This is a genomic window from Bradyrhizobium sp. AC87j1 (genome assembly GCF_002936975.1).
Taxonomy (GTDB): domain Bacteria; phylum Pseudomonadota; class Alphaproteobacteria; order Rhizobiales; family Xanthobacteraceae; genus Bradyrhizobium; species Bradyrhizobium shewense.
In genome coordinates this window covers 29,127-45,974 of record NZ_PTFE01000044.1, presented here as the reverse complement: position 1 = coordinate 45,974, position 16,848 = coordinate 29,127, and the positions used below count along the sequence as shown (strand labels likewise).

General features: G+C 65.0%; 17 protein-coding genes. 7 read left to right on the top strand and 10 right to left on the bottom strand.

Annotated elements, in window-relative coordinates:
• Positions 1-186: 186 nt before the first annotated feature.
• Together CV770_RS22325 and CV770_RS22320 are read left to right on the top strand one after the other, a co-directional pair.
• On the top strand, positions 187-561 hold the full coding sequence (locus tag CV770_RS22325) for an Hpt domain-containing protein (protein ID WP_091959514.1): 375 nt from the start codon (positions 187-189) through the stop codon (positions 559-561).
• 164 nt (positions 562-725) lie between these two features.
• Positions 726-1,046, top strand: a complete 321-nt coding sequence (locus CV770_RS22320) for a 2Fe-2S iron-sulfur cluster-binding protein (protein WP_091958957.1) — start codon at positions 726-728, stop codon at positions 1,044-1,046.
• A gap of 36 nt (positions 1,047-1,082) precedes the next feature.
• Here the strand turns inward: CV770_RS22320 and CV770_RS22315 are convergent, their stop codons facing one another.
• The gene (locus tag CV770_RS22315; protein ID WP_104463867.1) at positions 1,083-1,550 is read right to left on the bottom strand and encodes an acyl-CoA thioesterase; all 468 of its coding nucleotides are present in this window, start codon (positions 1,548-1,550) and stop codon (positions 1,083-1,085) included.
• 181 nt (positions 1,551-1,731) lie between these two features.
• Between CV770_RS22315 and CV770_RS22310 the strand changes: the two genes are divergently transcribed.
• The 3 genes from CV770_RS22310 (at position 1,732) to CV770_RS22300 (ending at position 4,114) form a co-directional block, all read left to right on the top strand.
• A complete protein-coding gene (locus tag CV770_RS22310) occupies positions 1,732-2,760 on the top strand; it encodes an NAD(P)/FAD-dependent oxidoreductase (protein ID WP_104463866.1) in 1,029 nt (342 codons plus the stop codon).
• 106 nt (positions 2,761-2,866) lie between these two features.
• Positions 2,867-3,460, top strand: coding sequence for a DUF2147 domain-containing protein (locus CV770_RS22305; RefSeq protein ID WP_104463865.1), 594 nt, complete (start codon positions 2,867-2,869; stop codon positions 3,458-3,460).
• Between the two features lie 282 nt (positions 3,461-3,742).
• A complete protein-coding gene (locus CV770_RS22300) occupies positions 3,743-4,114 on the top strand; it encodes a hypothetical protein (protein WP_201759981.1) in 372 nt (123 codons plus the stop codon).
• Positions 4,115-4,167: 53 nt separating this feature from the next.
• Here CV770_RS22300 and CV770_RS22295 read toward each other — a convergent pair whose 3' ends face one another.
• The 3 genes from CV770_RS22295 to CV770_RS22285 all read right to left on the bottom strand — a co-directional run bounded on the left by CV770_RS22295 (position 4,168) and on the right by CV770_RS22285 (position 6,673).
• On the bottom strand, positions 4,168-4,437 hold the full coding sequence (locus CV770_RS22295; RefSeq protein WP_201759980.1) for a hypothetical protein: 270 nt from the start codon (positions 4,435-4,437) through the stop codon (positions 4,168-4,170).
• Positions 4,438-4,631: 194 nt separating this feature from the next.
• Positions 4,632-5,930, bottom strand: coding sequence for a sensor histidine kinase (locus tag CV770_RS22290; RefSeq protein WP_245453827.1), 1,299 nt, complete (start codon positions 5,928-5,930; stop codon positions 4,632-4,634).
• Positions 5,931-5,992: 62 nt separating this feature from the next.
• Positions 5,993-6,673 carry a response regulator transcription factor gene (locus CV770_RS22285; RefSeq protein WP_091958934.1) on the bottom strand — a complete coding sequence of 227 codons (681 nt, stop codon included), beginning with the start codon at positions 6,671-6,673 and terminating at the stop codon, positions 5,993-5,995.
• A gap of 350 nt (positions 6,674-7,023) precedes the next feature.
• On the opposite strand from CV770_RS22285, the gene CV770_RS22280 reads away from it, so the two are divergent.
• Both CV770_RS22280 and CV770_RS22275 read left to right on the top strand, forming a co-directional pair.
• Positions 7,024-7,902, top strand: a complete 879-nt coding sequence (locus CV770_RS22280; RefSeq protein WP_165637454.1) for a MipA/OmpV family protein — start codon at positions 7,024-7,026, stop codon at positions 7,900-7,902.
• Positions 7,903-7,908: 6 nt separating this feature from the next.
• The gene (locus tag CV770_RS22275) at positions 7,909-8,649 is read left to right on the top strand and encodes a hypothetical protein (protein WP_104463862.1); all 741 of its coding nucleotides are present in this window, start codon (positions 7,909-7,911) and stop codon (positions 8,647-8,649) included.
• 15 nt (positions 8,650-8,664) lie between these two features.
• On the opposite strand, the gene garD is transcribed toward CV770_RS22275, so the two are convergent.
• The 6 genes from garD to CV770_RS22245 all read right to left on the bottom strand — a co-directional run bounded on the left by garD (position 8,665) and on the right by CV770_RS22245 (position 16,704).
• Complete coding sequence (garD, locus tag CV770_RS22270) at positions 8,665-10,206, bottom strand: galactarate dehydratase (protein ID WP_104463861.1); 1,542 nt, start codon at positions 10,204-10,206, stop codon at positions 8,665-8,667.
• Positions 10,207-10,348: 142 nt separating this feature from the next.
• Positions 10,349-11,797, bottom strand: coding sequence for an aldehyde dehydrogenase family protein (locus tag CV770_RS22265; RefSeq protein ID WP_104463860.1), 1,449 nt, complete (start codon positions 11,795-11,797; stop codon positions 10,349-10,351).
• Positions 11,798-11,880: 83 nt separating this feature from the next.
• Positions 11,881-13,224, bottom strand: a complete 1,344-nt coding sequence (gene gudD / locus CV770_RS22260) for a glucarate dehydratase (RefSeq protein WP_104463859.1) — start codon at positions 13,222-13,224, stop codon at positions 11,881-11,883.
• Between the two features lie 23 nt (positions 13,225-13,247).
• Positions 13,248-14,192, bottom strand: a complete 945-nt coding sequence (gene kdgD / locus CV770_RS22255) for a 5-dehydro-4-deoxyglucarate dehydratase (RefSeq protein ID WP_104463858.1) — start codon at positions 14,190-14,192, stop codon at positions 13,248-13,250.
• 129 nt (positions 14,193-14,321) lie between these two features.
• Positions 14,322-15,227 carry a LysR family transcriptional regulator gene (locus CV770_RS22250; protein ID WP_104463857.1) on the bottom strand — a complete coding sequence of 302 codons (906 nt, stop codon included), beginning with the start codon at positions 15,225-15,227 and terminating at the stop codon, positions 14,322-14,324.
• Positions 15,228-15,351: 124 nt separating this feature from the next.
• Positions 15,352-16,704 (bottom strand): MFS transporter, encoded by a 1,353-nt coding sequence (locus CV770_RS22245; protein WP_201759979.1) that lies wholly within the window; start codon positions 16,702-16,704, stop codon positions 15,352-15,354.
• Between the last annotated feature and the right edge of the window lie 144 nt (positions 16,705-16,848).

Genomic DNA, 16,848 nt, shown 5'->3' with positions numbered 1-16,848 from the left:
GCCGTAAGACCTTAGCAACAAATGCAATTCTCCACCGGACTCGGCTGATTGCGGCAACTTTTCGTCAATAAGCCGGCGGAACTGCGTTCAAGACCCCAAACATTTCGTTAACCATTTCCGTGCTTGGGTGAGGTCAATCTCACCGCCGAACCGGCGGAACCGTCGCGCGATGCCGGGGCCTGCGCCATGACGCCTGAACTGCAACGGATGGACTGGATGCCCTCGCCCCCGCTTGCACCCATCGACAGCCCGCTCGACCTCGACCATCTCTCCCGGATGACGCTCGGCGACGCGGAGCTGGAACAGGAAGTGCTGGCCATGTTCGCCGAGCAGGCGGTCCGCCTGATCGCGGCGATGGTGGCGCTGCCGGCCGAGGCCGGCGCACTGGCCCACAAGCTCAAGGGCTCGGCGCGCGGGATCGGCGCTTTTGCGGTGGCGGATGCGGCCGCAAGCCTGGAGATCGCGGTCCAGACCGGCCATGACCAGCGCCACGCCTTCGCCGCGCTGAAGGAGGCGGTGACCGAGGCCCGCGCCGCCATCGAGGCGATGCTGAAGCCTTGAGGCCACGCGGCCGAGCCGGACTCTAGTCTTTTGTTTTGACGCGTTTTCTTACCGCAAAGCGGGATTCACTTCGCCTGAAAACCCTATGGCGCCGGCCTGATCGACCCGTTATAGGACAGCCCGGACCCTCCTTCATTCCCAGCACCGCGGCAGCACGAGCACACATGGCCAAGATTCACTTTGTCGACCACAAGGGCGAAACCCGCACGGTGGAAATCGAGAACGGCGCAACCGTGATGGAAGCCGCGATCCGCAACAGCGTTCCCGGCGTCGAGGCCGAATGCGGCGGCGCCTGCGCCTGCGCGACCTGCCATGTCTATGTCGACGAAGCCTGGCGTGAGAAGGTCGGCAGCCCGACGCCGATGGAAGAGGACATGCTCGACTTCGGCTTCGACGTGCGCCCGAATTCGCGCCTGTCCTGCCAGATCAAGGTCTCCGACGATCTCGACGGTCTCGTCGTGACGACGCCGGAACGCCAGGCCTAATTCTGGCAGGCCTGATCCTGACGCTTCTGAGTTGAATTATATGTTCGGCGTCGCGACCGCGATGCCGCGCTTGTGCCAGGGTCTGAGCTTCTCGACGATCTCCGCGCTGAGCGGTGCTGGCCGCCGCGTCGCCTCGTCGAGCATGACGCCGACCGACATCGCCGAGGCGATGCACTTTCCTTGCGAGAACACGACCTGCTCGAAGGTCACTGACGTCCGTCCGAGCTTCACCACGCCGAGGCCTAGCTCGATCGTGTTCGGCCAGTGCAGCTCGGCGCGGAAATGGATGTCGAGCCGCACCATGATCCAGGCGAGACCTGGCGGCGTCAGCCCGTACTCCGGGCTCTTCATCAGCGTGACGCGGCCGGTCTCGAAGTAGGTGGCGTAGACCGCGTTGTTGACGTGCTGGTTGGGATCGAGATCGCCGAAGCGGACGTTGTCGCTGAGGCGGTAGGGATAGTCCTCCAGGCGCGGCGTCGTATCGAGGCGACTTGGTGCGTTCACCGATTGATCTCCGTCATGTCTTCCTCGTTACAGCCCAGTTATTTTGCCCCGGCAAGTGGGCGCGGCTGCGGGGCGCTCCCGCTTTTATGCCTTCCCTGATCCATCCCCGTTGGCTAGACAGGCAGGGTCACCTCTGCCCGCCGGGCGCCGTCCAACCGATAACGACCGATAAAGAGACGACATGAGCGATGTGATCAAAACCGATGTGCTGATTATTGGCGCCGGCCCCTGCGGTCTGTTCGCCGCTTTCGAGCTTGGCCTTCTCGACATGAAGGCGCATTTCGTCGACATCCTCGACAAGATCGGCGGGCAGTGCGCCGAGCTCTATCCGGAAAAGCCGATCTACGACATTCCCGGCATTCCGCATGTTTCGGGCCAGGGCCTCACCGACGCGCTGATGGAGCAGATCAAGCCGTTCCATCCGACCTTCCATCTTGGCGAGATGGTGGAGACGGTGGAGAAAATCGGCGATCCCGCCTTCCGCTGCACCACCGACGCCGGCAAGGTGTTCGAATGCAAGGTGCTGGTGATCGCGGCCGGCGGCGGCTCGTTCCAGCCCAAGCGTCCGCCGGTGCCGGGCATCGAGGCCTATGAAGGCACTTCAGTCCATTACGCCGTGCGCAAGATGGAGACGTTCCGCGACAAGAACGTGCTGGTCGTCGGCGGCGGCGATTCCGCGCTCGACTGGACCCTCAATCTGCATCCGATTGCGAAGCGCATCACGCTGTTGCACCGGCGCGACGAGTTTCGCGCCGCGCCCCACAGCGTCGAGCAGATGCGCGCGCTGGTTGCCGGCGGCAAGATGGATCTCCGGCTCGGCCAGGTCACGGCGCTCTCCGGCACTGAGGGCAAGCTCACCGGCGCCACCATCAAGGGCAACGACAACAACGTCACGGATATTGCCTGCGACACCATGCTGCCGTTCTTCGGGCTGACCATGAAGCTCGGCCCGGTCGCGAACTGGGGCATTGCGCTGGAGAACAATCTGGTGCCGGTCGAGACGTCCGCGTTCGAGACCAATGTTCCCGGCATCTTTGCGATCGGCGACATCAACACCTATCCCGGCAAGATCAAGCTGATCCTGTGCGGCTTCCACGAGGGTGCGCTGATGTCGCAAAAAGCCCATCGCTACGTCTATCCGGAGAAGCGGCTCGTGTTCCAGTACACGACCTCGTCCTCCAGCCTGCAAAAGAAGCTCGGTGTCAACTGACGGCGGCAGGCCGGGAGGGCGATGCCCCATGTTTCTGGTGCTGGAACCGTTCGCGAAATCGCCGTAGTCTGCGGCCATTCCGGTCGTGGAATAACAAGGTGATCTAATGCGGATTTTTTCCAGCTCTCGGCTGCTCCCCTTCCTCGCGCTCGCATTGTCGCTCGCGACGGTGACGCCGTCTGCGGCACAAATCGCCGAGCCCACGGCGGCGGGCCTCTGGCAGAAGGTCGAAGACGGCAAGACGGTCGGATGGTTTCTCTTCATCGACCACAACGGCATCTTCGAAGGCGTGATCGCAAAGACCTTCCCGCGGCCCGGCGACGATCCGAACGAGATCTGCAGCAAGTGCACCGACGATCGCAAGAACGCGCCGGTGCTCGGCATCTCCTTCGTCCGCAACATGAAGCGCGACGGATTGAAGTACGAAGGCGGCAACGTGCTCAATCCGCGCGACGGCCAGATCTGGAAGGCCAACATGAAGGTCAGTCCTGATGGACAGACCCTGACCCTGCGCGGCTATCTCGGCATCGCGCTGCTCGGCAAGGACGAGGCCTGGACGCGCCTGCCTGACACCAACCTCGCCCAGGTCGATCCCGCCATCGTCGCGAAATATCTGCCCGCGCAGGCCGCGGCCACCAAGCCGCCGGCACCGACGAAGAAGAGCGGCGGCACGATGATGGCGCCGGCGCCCAAGCAGTAAGGTGTCCGTCGCGCACCGGGCCGCCTGATCGGCAATAGCCCCACGTCGCGTCATTCTTCGTGCAGGCTGGGACAACGGAAGGTCGGCGGGGCCATATCCGCCGAAAGACCAGTGCGCCGCGGGCCCGCTCCAGTAGTTGCCCGGAATGCATGCTGGCGCCGGATTTGCATAGCTATCCGCAGAGCTGCTGGGGGAATGAGTCGCTGCCCTCCGCGCCTTTCGCCGAGCTGCGGAAGGCGGACGGCGCGCGTTGTCCCACGCGGCGATCATGTCGGAGACGATATGCGACTTCCAAGATCGCGACTTGCAAGATTGTATGCGGCGCCGTTGCTGGGCCTTGCCGGGCTCTTGGCGACATCGGCGCTGGCGCGCGACGACGGGCGCTACGCCAACTCGCCGTTAAAGCCCTGGTTCGAGAGCTTGCATAGCGAATACGGGCAATGTTGCACGGATGCGGACGGCTATGTCGTGGCCGATGTCGACTGGGAGTCCAACCAGGGACGCTACCGAGTCCTTATCGACAACGAGTGGGTCGTGGTGCCCGAGGGTGCTGTCATCACCGTGCCCAACAAGATCGGTCGCACCATGGTGTGGAAGCACTATATCGACGGCCACCCGCGGGTGCGCTGCTTCATGCCGGGCAGCATGACCTGAAAACGCTGACGGCGCCCGCGTCAGATTCATGCGCCGCAAGCGATGCGAAAGGCTCAGCGCGCTTCGCTGCCCGAACCGGCGCTCGCAAGCCGCTTCACGCGCGGCGACAGCACCGAGACCTGCGCGGGCGAGGCGGGCATGCCAGCGACGATCATCGAGGGCGCGGTCGACTGCTCCTCGACGCCGGCGCCGCCGAGCACCTGCACCTGCGTCGCCGAGATCGGCAACGACTTCACTTCGTAAGTGGGAAGTTCACTGGCGAAAGCACTGGTCGAGCTCGCAATCACAGCGCTGGCGACGGCAATCATTGTGAGAACACGCATTGGAAAATCTCCGTTGAAGATGTCAATCGGAGGTTTGGTCGTCTCGATGCCGGACCAGGTTCGCTTGTGCGAGAATATTCCCGTGGCCGTCGGCGAACATATTGATTGCTTGATGCGCAACGACGAAACGAGGAAGACGTTTTTGACGCCAATGTTTCCGGACAGTTTCGCGGATTGACCGGCGCAGCTCGCGGTCAGCCCGCTTGCAGATCCACGTGTGGAGATCTGGTCGGTGCGGCGGCGACGGGAAAGCGCAGGCTCATGCTCGTGCCGCGGCCAGGCGTGGAGGAGATCACCAGCTCGCCACCGTGGGCGGCCATGATCTCGCGGACGATCGACAGGCCGAGGCCCGCGCCCTCGCCGGCAGTGTTGCCGGTCTGAAACGGCTCTGTCAGCCCGTGCTCCACGCCGTCCGGCAGGCCTGCGCCGTCGTCGTCAATCAAGATGCCGTCGCGGCCGAGCGTGGCGACGATGCGTCGCGCACCATGGGCGTGGATGAGCGCATTGCCGACGAGATTGGCGAGCGCGCTGCGAATCGCGGCGTCCACGCCCTGCACCAGGAGCGGACCCTTCTCTGCCTGTTCCAGCGCGAGCTCGATGCCGGCGTCCAGTGCCGAGGGGCCGAAATCGGCGAGCACGTCCAGTGTGATCTGGGCGAGATCGATCGGCCGTTTTTCGATCGCATGGTTTTGCAGCCGGGCCAGGTCGAGCATGGCGGAGACCAGCGACGTCAGGCGCCTGACGTCGCGCACCAGTTCGGCCTTCAGGGCAGGCTCGGGTACGTCTTCGATCTTGGCGCGCAGCAGCGTCAGCGGCGTGCGGAGCTGATGGGCGGCATTGCCGAGGAAACGGCGTTGCATCCTGATATAGGCATCGATCTCGCCGAAGGCGCGGTTTAGCGCCTCGACCAGCGGCTTCAGCTCGCGCGGGACCTCGGACAACGAGATCAGGCCCTGCGGGGCCGATGGATCGATCGCGAGGGCGCGACGCGCGACCCGCTCGATGCCGCGTGAGACGAAACGCGCAGCAAGCGCCGACCCGATCGCGACGGTGGCCGCAAAGGCCAGCGCTACCACGAGGATCGAAAAGAAGCTGCGGGCGAGGAAGCTTCTTGCGAGCCGCCCGAAGCGGACCTGAGGCTCGCCGACCATCGTCGTGAGTCTCAAGGCGCCCCGCTGCGCAACCGCGAGACAGAACGTGCTGTTCTGGTCGGGTGTGCTGAAGACGGACAGGCCGACAGGCCCGCGATAGGGAAAGGCGAAGGGAAGCTGTGGCCGGTGCTCGCTGCCGTACTCGCTGACGAGATCGCCCACGGAGACGACGTACCAGAGGTTTGGGCTGTCCGCCTTCAGCTCCTCGAGCGCGGGAGTGGGGCGCACCACCAGGTTTTGCCCATCGACAACAGTGGCGCGATCGAGAACGGCGGCCACGACCCGGCACGCCCTGAACTCGCGCTCCTCCATCGGGTACCGCGAGACGAAGATCGCCACCATGATCAGGAAGATCGTCGTTGCGGCGATGCCAAGCGAAAACGCAAACGTCTGGGCGATCGACCTCATCGCGGCGTTGCCAGCCGCAGGATGTAGCCGATGCCTCGCATGCTGCGGATCTCGACGTCGCCGCCGAGCTCGAGCAATTTCTTCCTCAGGCGCGAGACCTGAGCTTCGAGCGTGTTGGATTCGATCTCGTCGTCGAAGCCGTAGATCTCTTCGATCAGGGCGGCGCGGGTGATGACGCGGTCACGCCGCATCAGCAGCGCCCCCAGGATCAGCGCCTCGCGCCGTCGCAGCAGGATTCTGGTGTCGGCGACGACGGCCTCGTTGCTGCCGAGATGCAGCTCCACATTGCCGAGCGACAGCACCGAGGGGGCGAGCAGTCGGGGTCGCCGCAGCACCGCGCGCACCCGTGCAATCAGCTCCTGCGGCTCGAACGGCTTGCCGAGATAGTCGTCGGCGCCGCCATTGAGGCCCTCGACGATGTCTTCCTTGGCGTCCTTGGAGGTCAGCATGATGATCGCGGGGCGGTCGGGCGATTGGCTCAGCGCTGTGACCACCTGGAGCGCATCGCCGTCGGGCAGCATCCGGTCGACGATCGCGAGATCATATTTGAAATTGTCGAGCGCCTGGCGGGCATCGGCGATCGAGCCGACGAGGTCGACGATCCCGTGCAATTGCCCGAGCAGGCGGCTGACATAGGCGCCGATCTGCGGTTCGTCTTCGATTACGAGGGAACGCACGCGGGTCGTCCTTGACTCTGCTGGGCAACAAAACCCCGAGCGTGACGCTCCCTGGCCGAAGTCTGGCGTTTCGGCTCCTGCGCAGGGTTCCCATAAAGGCAGCGAGCTTGGCGAATAAAAGGCAGTGGTGAGGGCGCTGGCCGACACCGGCGGTCAAAGTTTGGGCGCGTGAGCGCCGCCCGGCAATGTTCGGGCAATGTTGGTTCGGCGACGCCGCGCCCTGCGGATACCGGCAACGGAATGGCCAGCGGTTTTCGCCTTGCAATCTTGGGGCAATTTTGCCGGACCACATGCTGGAGCTCCAACCACACGAGTCGACCAGGCCAGGAAGGCCGGTCCGGGGCCCTGTAATGAAGCATTTTGACGACGCCGCTCTTCGCCTCACGGTGAATGTGCGGCTCACGACCACCTTGCTCGGCGTGATCATGGCGATCCCTCAATCCGCATCGGCGCAGACCGCGTTCACGCTGCCGGCGCCGCCGTTCGAGCTGCCGATGCTGCCTTCGCCCTCCGGCAACTGGACGGTCATGGTCGGCATCGGTGGTGAGTACACACCGGATTTCGTCGGATCGAAGAACGGCAAGCTCATGCCGATCCCGATCTTCTCCATCCGCCGCGCCGGATCGATCGACCAGTTTCGGGGCCCGCGCGACAGCGCCAGCATCGCGCTGCTCGACGTCGGCAATTTTCGCGCAGGGCCTGCGTTCAAATACGTCACCTCGCGCAAGGCCGACAAATATGCCGAGCTGACCGGCCTTGGCGACGTCAAGGCCGCCTACGAGATCGGCGGCTTCGTCGAATATTATCCGGTCGATTGGCTGCGCTTGCGCAGTGAACTGCGCCAGGGCGTGGGCGGGCATACCGGCACCGTGGCCGACATCTCCGCCGACGTCATCGTGCCGCTGATCCAAAGGCTGACGATCTCGGCCGGCCCACGCTTCACCTGGAAAAGCACCAACGCGACCGCGCCGTATTTCGGCGTCGATGCCGCGCAGGCGCTGGCGTCGGGACTGCCGACATACAATGCCAAAGGCGGCGCGCACTCGGTCGGCTTCGGCAGCCAGATCTCCTATCGCATCAATCCGCAATGGGAGGTCCATGCCTATGTCGAGTACGAGAAGCTGCTGGGCGATGCCGCGGACAGTCCGCTGGTGAAGCTGCGGGGATCGTCGAACCAGACCACCGTTGGCCTCGGCGCGTCCTATTCATTCGATTTCAGGATCAGATGAGCCGCCATGCGACGCACTGCTTTTCTATGGATTGGCCTCGCAGCCGCTTGCATCGCTCTCGGCGCCGCCGCGGCGTTCGAGACGCGCGCAAGCCGGCTCCAGGCGATCAAGACGATCGGCATCGTTTCCGCCATCGGCGAGGAGATGAGCCTTTCCCAGGCAGGCCTTACCAAGCTCGGCTCCACCGGGCAAAGCGCTTCGATCAGTGCATGGGGACTGGACGAGCTGATCGTCCAGCAGGTGACCAGGCTGCTGGGTGCACGCTATCGCGTTCAGGCCGTCAACTACACCCGCGCCGCGTTCGCCGCGATCCGGGATTCGGCGGTCACGCCCGTCAATCTGCTGCGGACCGATCCGTTCAAGGAGCTGGTTCGCACCGATGTCACGCCCCAGGGATTGGATGCGTACATCGTCATCACCCGCGCGAGATCGAAACTCGGAAACGGCCGCAACGTCGAGGGTGTCGGGATCGCCGAATACCGGACGCTGCTTGCGGACTACGGCCTGATCCACGCGCTGTACGAGGTCCGCGTCATCGACGGCAAGACGTTCGACGTGATCGAAAAGCGGGCTGCCGCGCCGCTCGACAACACCGGGACCCTGAGGATCGCAGGCCCGAGCGGGCCGGTCGACGGGACGTTTGACGGTCCGGCTTCGAGCGAACGGCTGCGCGCGGCCATTGCAGACCTCATCACGCGCAGCCTGCCCGTCACGCTGGACGACATGCACCTGATCGGCGATCAGTGAAGCCGGCTGGTGGCCTCAGGTCACCGGCGCGGGATTGAACAGCGTCAGATCGTTGTGGATGCCCCAGCGGTCCGACCACGGCTTCGTGCGGCCGGAGGCGACGTCGAGGATCAGGCGGAACAGGTCCCAACCGGTCTCCTCGATGGTCTTCTCGCCGGTGGCGATGCTGCCGGCGTCGAAGTCGATCAGGTCCTTCCAGCGGCGGGCAAGCTCGGTGCGGGTCGCGACCTTGATCACGGGCGCGGCCGCAAGGCCGTAGGGCGTGCCGCGGCCGGTGGTGAACACTTGCAGCGTCATGCCGGAGGCGAGCTGGAGTGTGCCGCAGATGAAGTCGGAGGCAGGCGTTGCCGCGAACAGCATGCCCTTCTGCGTCGCCCTCTCGCCGGGCGAGAGCACGCCGGTGATGGCGGACGAGCCGGACTTGACGATCGAGCCCAGCGACTTCTCGACGATGTTGGCGAGGCCGCCCTTCTTGTTGCCGGGCGTGGTGTTGGCGCTGCGATCGGCACCGCCGCGCGCGAGATAGGAATCGTACCAGGCCATCTCGCGCACCAGCGCGCGGCCGACGTCCTCGTTGATGGCGCGGCGGGTGAGCAGCTGGATGGCGTCGCGCACTTCCGTCACTTCCGAGAACATCACGGTGGCGCCGGACCGCACCAGGAGGTCGGCGGCGAAGCCGACGGCAGGATTGGCGGTGACGCCGGAGAAGGCGTCGCTGCCGCCGCATTGCAGGCCGATGACGAGGTCGGAGGCCGGGCAGGTCTCTCGGGTGCGCTTGTTGAGGATTTTCAGCCGCGCTTCCGCCTGCGTCATGATCGCATCGACGATTGCGCCGAAGCCGTCGAAGGCTTCGTCCTGCATGCGCACGATGGCATCGCTGACGCCCTCCGGCACCAGCCGCTCCGGTGCGAGCTTCTCGCAGCCGAGGCCGACGACCAGGATCTCGCCGCCGAAATTCGGATTGAGCGCGATGTTCTGCAGCGTGCGGATCGGCACCACCGCGTCGGGTGCGGTGATCGCGACGCCGCAGCCATAGGCGTGCGTCAACGGCACGACGTCGTCGACGTTGGGGTATTTCGGCAGCAGCTCGGCGCGGATGCGCTTCACCGCATACTCCATCGTGCCCTTGACGCATTGCACGGAGGAGGAGATGCCGAGGATGTTCTTGGTGCCGACCGAGCCGTCCGGATTGCGGTAGCCTTCGAACGTAAAGCCTTCGAGCGGCGGCAGCGGCGCGGGGACTGCGGTGGAGATCTCGAGCTTGTCGAGGTCGGGGGCATCCGGCATGCGAATGCGTGCCTCGTCGACCCATTCGCCGGCCAGGATCGGCGACAGCGCGTAGCCGATCACCTCGCCGTAGCGGACGATCGGCTGATCTTGCGCGATATCGATCAGCGCCGTCTTGTGCCCCTGCGGCACGAAGGCGCGCAGCGTCAGGCCGCTGGCAAAGCGGGAGCCGGCGGGAAGCCCGAAATCATTGACCACGATCGCGACGTTGTCGCGCTCGTTGAGCTTGATGTAGCGGGGCTGCTCTTTCGCTGCGACGTCCTGGTCCATGGGAGGACTCCGTTTTGTAGGGCGGGTTAGCCGAAGGCGTAACCCGCCACGGTCTCTATCCGCGAAGGCAGAAGAGGTGGATTACGCCAGCGGACTGCGCTTCGCGCAGCCGCGGGCTAATCCACCCTACGATATCGGCCTATCAGCCCGGGAACGTATAAGCTGTCTTCACCGTGGTGTAGAACTCGCGCGCGTAGGAGCCCTGTTCGCGGGCGCCGTAGCTCGAGCCCTTCCGGCCGCCGAACGGCACGTGATAGTCGACGCCGGCGGTCGGCAGGTTGACCATCACCATGCCGGACTCGCTGTTGCGCTTGTAGTGCGAGGCGTATTTCAGGCTGGTGGTGCAGATGCCGGAGGCCAGGCCGAACTCGGTGTCGTTGGAGATCGCCAGCGCCTCTTCGTAATTCTTGGCGCGGATGACGGCGGCGACCGGGCCAAAGATCTCCTCACGCGCGATGCGCATGTTGTTGTTGGCCTCGGTGAACAGCGCCGGCTGCAGATAATGGCCGGGCGTCTCGCGCTTGAGCAGCTCGCCGCCGAACGACAGCTTCGCACCCTCGTCCTGGCCGATCTTGATGTAGCGCAGGTCCTGGTCGAGCTGGCTCTGGTCCACGACGGGGCCGATATGCACGCCGGCCTTGAGCGCGTCGTCGACCGACAGGCCGTTCAGGCGCTCGGCCACCGCCGCGACGAAGCGGTCGTGAATGCCTTCGGTGACGATCAGGCGGGAGGAGGCGGTGCAGCGCTGGCCGGTCGAGAAATAGGCGCCGTTGACGGCGACCTCGACGGCGGTCTTGAGGTCGGCGTCATCGAGCACGACCAGCGGATTCTTGCCGCCCATCTCCAGCTGGAACTTCTTCATCGGGTTCGACAGCACGCAGGCCTGCGCGATCTTGCGGCCGGTCTGCACCGAGCCGGTGAAGGAGATCGCCGCGACGTCGGGATGATCGAGCAGGGTCTGGCCGACCACCGAGCCGGAGCCGACCACGAGGTTGAACACGCCGGCGGGAATGCCGGAGCGGGTGATGATTTCGGCCAGCGCGTGACCCGAGCCCGGCACCAGCTCAGCCGGCTTGAACACCACCGTGTTGCCGTAGCAGAGCGCAGGCGCGATCTTCCAGGCCGGGATCGCGATCGGGAAATTCCAGGGCGTGATCATGCCGACGACGCCGACCGGCTCACGGGTGAGCTCGACGTCGAGGCCGGGACGCACCGAGGCGCCCTTTTCGCCGATCAGGCGCAGCGCCTCGCCGGCGAAGAACGCAAAGATCTGGCCGGCACGCGCGACCTCGCCGATGCCCTCGGGGAGCGTCTTGCCTTCCTCGCGCGCGAGCAGGCGGCCGAGCTCTTCCTTGCGGGCTAGGATCTCGAGGGAAATCTTGTTCAGCGCGTCATAGCGAACCTGCGGCGTCGACTGCGCCCAGGCGGGGAAGGTGGCCTTGGCGGCTGCAATGGCCTTCTCGGTCTGCGCCTTGTCGGCCTTGGCGTATTCGCCGACGACGTCGTTGGTGTTGGAGGGGTTGATGTTCCTGGTGACGCCGGAGCCGTCGACCCATTCGCCGCCGATGAAGTTCTTCAGGATCGCAGTCATCTCATTCCTCCAAGTCATTTAAGGGGCATGATCCCTATCGGAAAACCGGTGCCCACTTTTCCGGGATCATGCCTGAAGTTTTTCTAACGCACGAGGCACGGACGCTTGTCGTCAAAGGTCCAGCCGGGGATCAGGTCCTGCATGGCAATAGCGTCATCGCGGGCACCGAGTCCATGCTGCTTGTAGAGGTCATGCGCCGCGTCGATGGCGGCCCTGTCGATTTCGATACCCAGGCCCGGCCGGTCCGGGACCGCAATCTTGCCGCCCTTGATCTGGAGCGGCTCTTTGGTCAGCGCCTGGCCATCCTGCCAGATCCAATGGGTGTCGATCGCGGTGACCTTGCCGGGGGCGGCGGCGCCGACATGGGTGAACATGGCCAGCGAGATGTCGAAATGGTTGTTGGAGTGTGAGCCCCAGGTCAGGCCATTGTCACGGCAGGTCTGGGCGACCCGCACCGAGCCCTGCATGGTCCAGAAATGGGGATCGGCGAGCGGAATGTCCACCGCGCCGAGACGCAGCGCATGGGAAAGCTGGCGCCAGTCGGTGGCGATCATGTTGGTCGCGGTCGGCAGGCCGGTGGCGCGGCGGAACTCGGCCATGATCTCGCGGCCGGAGAAGCCGCCTTCCGCGCCGCAGGGGTCCTCGGCGTAGGCGAGGATGCCGTGCATGTCTTTGCAAAGCCGGATCGCCTCGTCGAGCGACCAGGCGCCATTGGGGTCGAGCGTCACGCGGGCGTTGGGGAAGCGCTTGGCGATCGCGGTGACGGCCTCGATCTCCTGCTCGCCGCGCAGCACGCCGCCTTTCAGCTTGAAGTCGGCGAAGCCGTAATGGTCGTGGGTGGCTTCCGCGAGCCGCACCACGGTCTCCGGGGTCATCGCCTCCTGATGGCGGAGGTTGAACCATTCGGGTTTGCCGGCCTCGCCGCTGACGTAGTTCAGCTTGCTCTTGCGCCGGTCGCCGACGAAAAAGAGATAGCCGAGCGTCTCGACGCTGTTGCGTTGCTGGCCTTCGCCGAGCAGCGCGGCGACAGGCAAGTTGAGATGCTGGCCAAGCAGATCAAGCAGTGCGGATTCGATCGCGGTGACCGCGTGGATCATGACGCGAAGATCGAAAGTCTGCTTGCCGCGGCCGCCGGCGTCGCGGTCGGCGAAGGCGGTGCGGACGTCGGCGAGGATGTTGTTGAGCGCGCCGACGGTCTTGCCGATCACGAGATCGCGCGCGTCCTGGAGCGTCTGCCAGATCTTCTGCCCGCCCGGCACCTCGCCGACGCCGGTGTGGCCGGCATTGTCGGTGAGAATGACGATGTTGCGGGTGAAGAATGGCGCATGCGCGCCGCTCAGATTGAGGAGCATGCTGTCGCGGCCCGCGACCGGGATCACCTGCATCGCGGTGACGATTGGTGCGCCAGGAGTCTCGGTCAGGGCCATTACTGCTCCTCGCTGTGGTCGGCCTATTCTGCCGCTTGTTGTGTCGATCGGATGGCGGGCAGATTCTTCACCAGCGCGGTCACTTCGGCGATCTCCTGCTCGGTGAGGTCGGTGAGCGGCGGGCGGACCGGGCCGGAGTCGCGGCCGATCACCTTCATGCCGGCCTTGATGATCGAGACGGCATAGCCCTTCTTGCGGTTGCGGATCGCGATCAGCGGCAGGATGAAGTCCTTCAGCCCGGCCTGGATCGTGGCATGGTCGCGCTTGCGCACCGCGGCGTAGAAATTCGTGGCGAACTCCGGCACGAAGTTGAACACGGCCGAAGAATAGGTCGTCACGCCCATGTCGAGATAGGGCAGCGCGAAGGTCTCGGCGGTCGGCAGGCCGCCGACATAGGTGAGACGATCGCCGAGCTTGGTGTAGACACGGGTCATCAGCTCGATGTCGCCGATGCCGTCCTTGTAGCCGACGAGGTTCGGGCAGCGCTCGGCAAGCCACGCGAGCGTGTCGGGCTGCAGGATCGCGTTGTCGCGGTTGTAGACGATGACGCCGATCTTCACGGCGGCGCAGACTGCCTCGACATGGGCGGCAAGGCCGTCCTGCTCGGCATGGGTGAGGTAGGGCGGCAGCAGCAGCAGGCCGTCCGCGCCGGCCTTCTCTGCGCCGATTGCGATCTCGCGGGCGATCGCGGTGCCGTAGCCGGTGCCGGCGAGCACGGGCACGCGACCCTTGGTCTCGTCGACGGCGACCTTGACGACTTCAGGGACCTCGGTCGGCGTCAGCGAGAAGAACTCGCCGGTGCCGCCGGCGGCGAACAGGCCTGCGACATCATAGCCGCACAGCCAGTCCATGTTGGCGCGATAGGTCGCCTCGTCGAAGGAGTAGTCAGCCTTGAAGGGCGTGACGGGGAAAGACAGGAGGCCAGATCCGATCTTCTGGGCCATTTCCTGCGGGGTCATCTTGCTCATGGGCGCGGCTCCCTCATTGCGTGTTGTGGAGGACGCAAGCAGAAGGCTGCGCGTCCATGCGCCGTGGTTTAGGAGACCGTTCGATGCGGGTCCAAGCCAAAGCCTATATCGACCGATGCGAAATCAGCATCAATCTTCCGCGGGCTCCGCAGAGGCCAGTTCGCCGGCGATTTTGACGAGCGCCGACAGCAGCGGATTCTCGTCGTCGCGGCGCCAGACCATGAACAGCTCGACGGGAACACGCGTGCGCAGCTTCAGCGGGCGCAGGCGCACGTCGGCGATCTTCAGGCTCGCGGCTGCCGCGGGCACGATGGCGAGGCCGAGGCCGGCGCGGACCATGGCGAGGATCGAGTGGATCTGGCTCAGGTGCTGGACATAGCGCGGCAGAATGTCGGCGCGGGTGAACAGCGCCACCAGCAGATCGTGGAAGTAGCGGCTCTCATAGGGCGAATACATCACGAAGGGCTGGTCGTCGAAATCCTTGATGGTGACGCTCTCCGCATTCGCCAGCGGATGCTTCTTCGGGATCGCGGCGAGCAGGGGCTCGGCGACGACGCGGCGGCTGGTGAGCTCGGGCCGCGCGATCGGCGGCCTGAGCAGGCCGGCGTCGATCTGGCCCGAGGTCAGCGCCTCGAACTGGTCGCCCGACACCATCTCCTTCAGTGAAAAATCCACCTCGGGCAGCTTGGCGCGGCAGGCGGCGACCAGTTCCGGCAGGAAGCCGTAGGCCGCGGCCGCGGTGAAGCCGATCTTCAGCGAGCCGGTCTTGCCGAGCGCGATGCGGCGGGCGACCTGCGAGGCGCTCTCGGCAAGCTTGAGGATGCGCCGCGCCTCCGGCAGAAAGCTGCGCCCCGCCGGGGTGAGGCGCACCGAGCGGCTGGTGCGCTCCAGCAGGGGCGCATCGATGATGTGCTCGAGCACCTGGATCTGCCGGGACAGCGGCGGCTGGGTCATGTTCAGTCGCGTCGCGGCGCGGCCGAAATGCAATTCCTCCGCCACCGTGACGAAACAGCGGAGCTGGTTTAGGTCGAACATCGATACATGCCTTAGATGGATAAGGCGTTTCCCCGGTACTTCTAGCATCGATCATCCCCAAAACAAAGACGGCGGCTTTTTGGGCCGCCGTTGAGTTGCCTGGTCAAGCTCCCATCGGGAGCCCTCAGGAGGAACGTTTGAGCGTCACCCGCTCGATCTTGCCGACGATGATGAGATAGGCGAACGCCGCCACCAGCGCGTTGAGGCCGACGAACACCAGCGCGCCGTTGAACGAGCCGGTCGCGGCCAGGATGTAGCCGATCACGATCGGCGTGGTGATCGAGGACAGATTGCCGAAGGTGTTGAACAGGCCGCCGGAGACGCCGCCGGCTTCCTTCGGCGAGGTGTCGGAGACGACCGCCCAGCCGAGCGCACCGATGCCCTTGCCGAAGAAGGCGAGCGCCATGAAGCCGACCACCAGTGCCTGTCCGTCGACATAGTTGCAGGCGATGATCGACATCGACAGCAGCATGCCGCCGACGATCGGGATCTTGCGCGCCATGGTCAGCGAGCCGGTCCTGCGCAGGATCGCATCCGAGATGATGCCGCCGAGCACGCCGCCGATGAAGCCGCACAAAGCCGGCAGCGTCGCGACGAAGCCGGCCTGCAGGATCGACAGGCCGCGCTCCTTGACCAGATAGACCGGGAACCAGGTCAGGAAGAAATAGGTCAGCGTGTTGATGCAATACTGGCCGAGATAGACGCCGAGCATCATGCGGTTGGAGAGCAACTGGCGGATGTGGTCCCAGCCGGAGCCGGCCTCTTGCGCACGCTCGCGCAGCTGATCGTTCTTGGGCGCGTCGAGATCGACCAGCGCGCCGCCTTCCTTGATGTAGTCGAACTCGGCATCGTTGATCGAAGGATGCTCCTTCGGGCCGTAGATGGTCTTGAGCCAGACGAAGCCCATGACGATGCCGAGCGCGCCCATCACGAAGAACACGAAGCGCCAGCCGTAGGCATGCGCGATCCAGCCCATCAGCGGCGCGAAGATAACGGTCGCGAAATACTGTCCCGAGTTGAAGAAGGCCGACGCGGTGCCGCGCTCGTTGCCCGGAAACCACGCCGCGACGATGCGGGCGTTGGCGGGGAAGGAGGGCGCTTCCGCGACGCCGACAAGGAGGCGGAGCGCGAACAGCACGACGATCGCCGTGCCGGCGCTGAGGAAGCCGACCCAACCCTGCATCAGCGTGAACAGCGACCAGATGATGATGCTGAAGGCATAGACGAGGCGCGAGCCATAACGGTCGAGCAGCCAGCCGCCCGGTACCTGCGCCGCGACATAGGACCAGCCGAACGCCGAGAAGATCCAGCCCATGGCGACGGGATCGAGATGCAGCTCCTTGGACAGCGCGGGGCCTGCGATCGACAGCGTGGCGCGGTCGGCATAATTGACGGTGGTGACCAGGAACAACATGGTCACGATGAGCAGCCTGACGCGAGACCTTCTCACGTCCGCTGCGGACACCACTGCGCTCATCAGGCGCCTCCTCAAGTCGAAATGTTTCCTCGATCCGACTCCTAGAGGTGCGCGCGGCAAAGTGTCCAAGCTCAAGGGGGTATCGATCGATACCGTTTTTGGATTGATGAAACGGCAGGTAGCAGGGAACGATGCTGGTGCGGA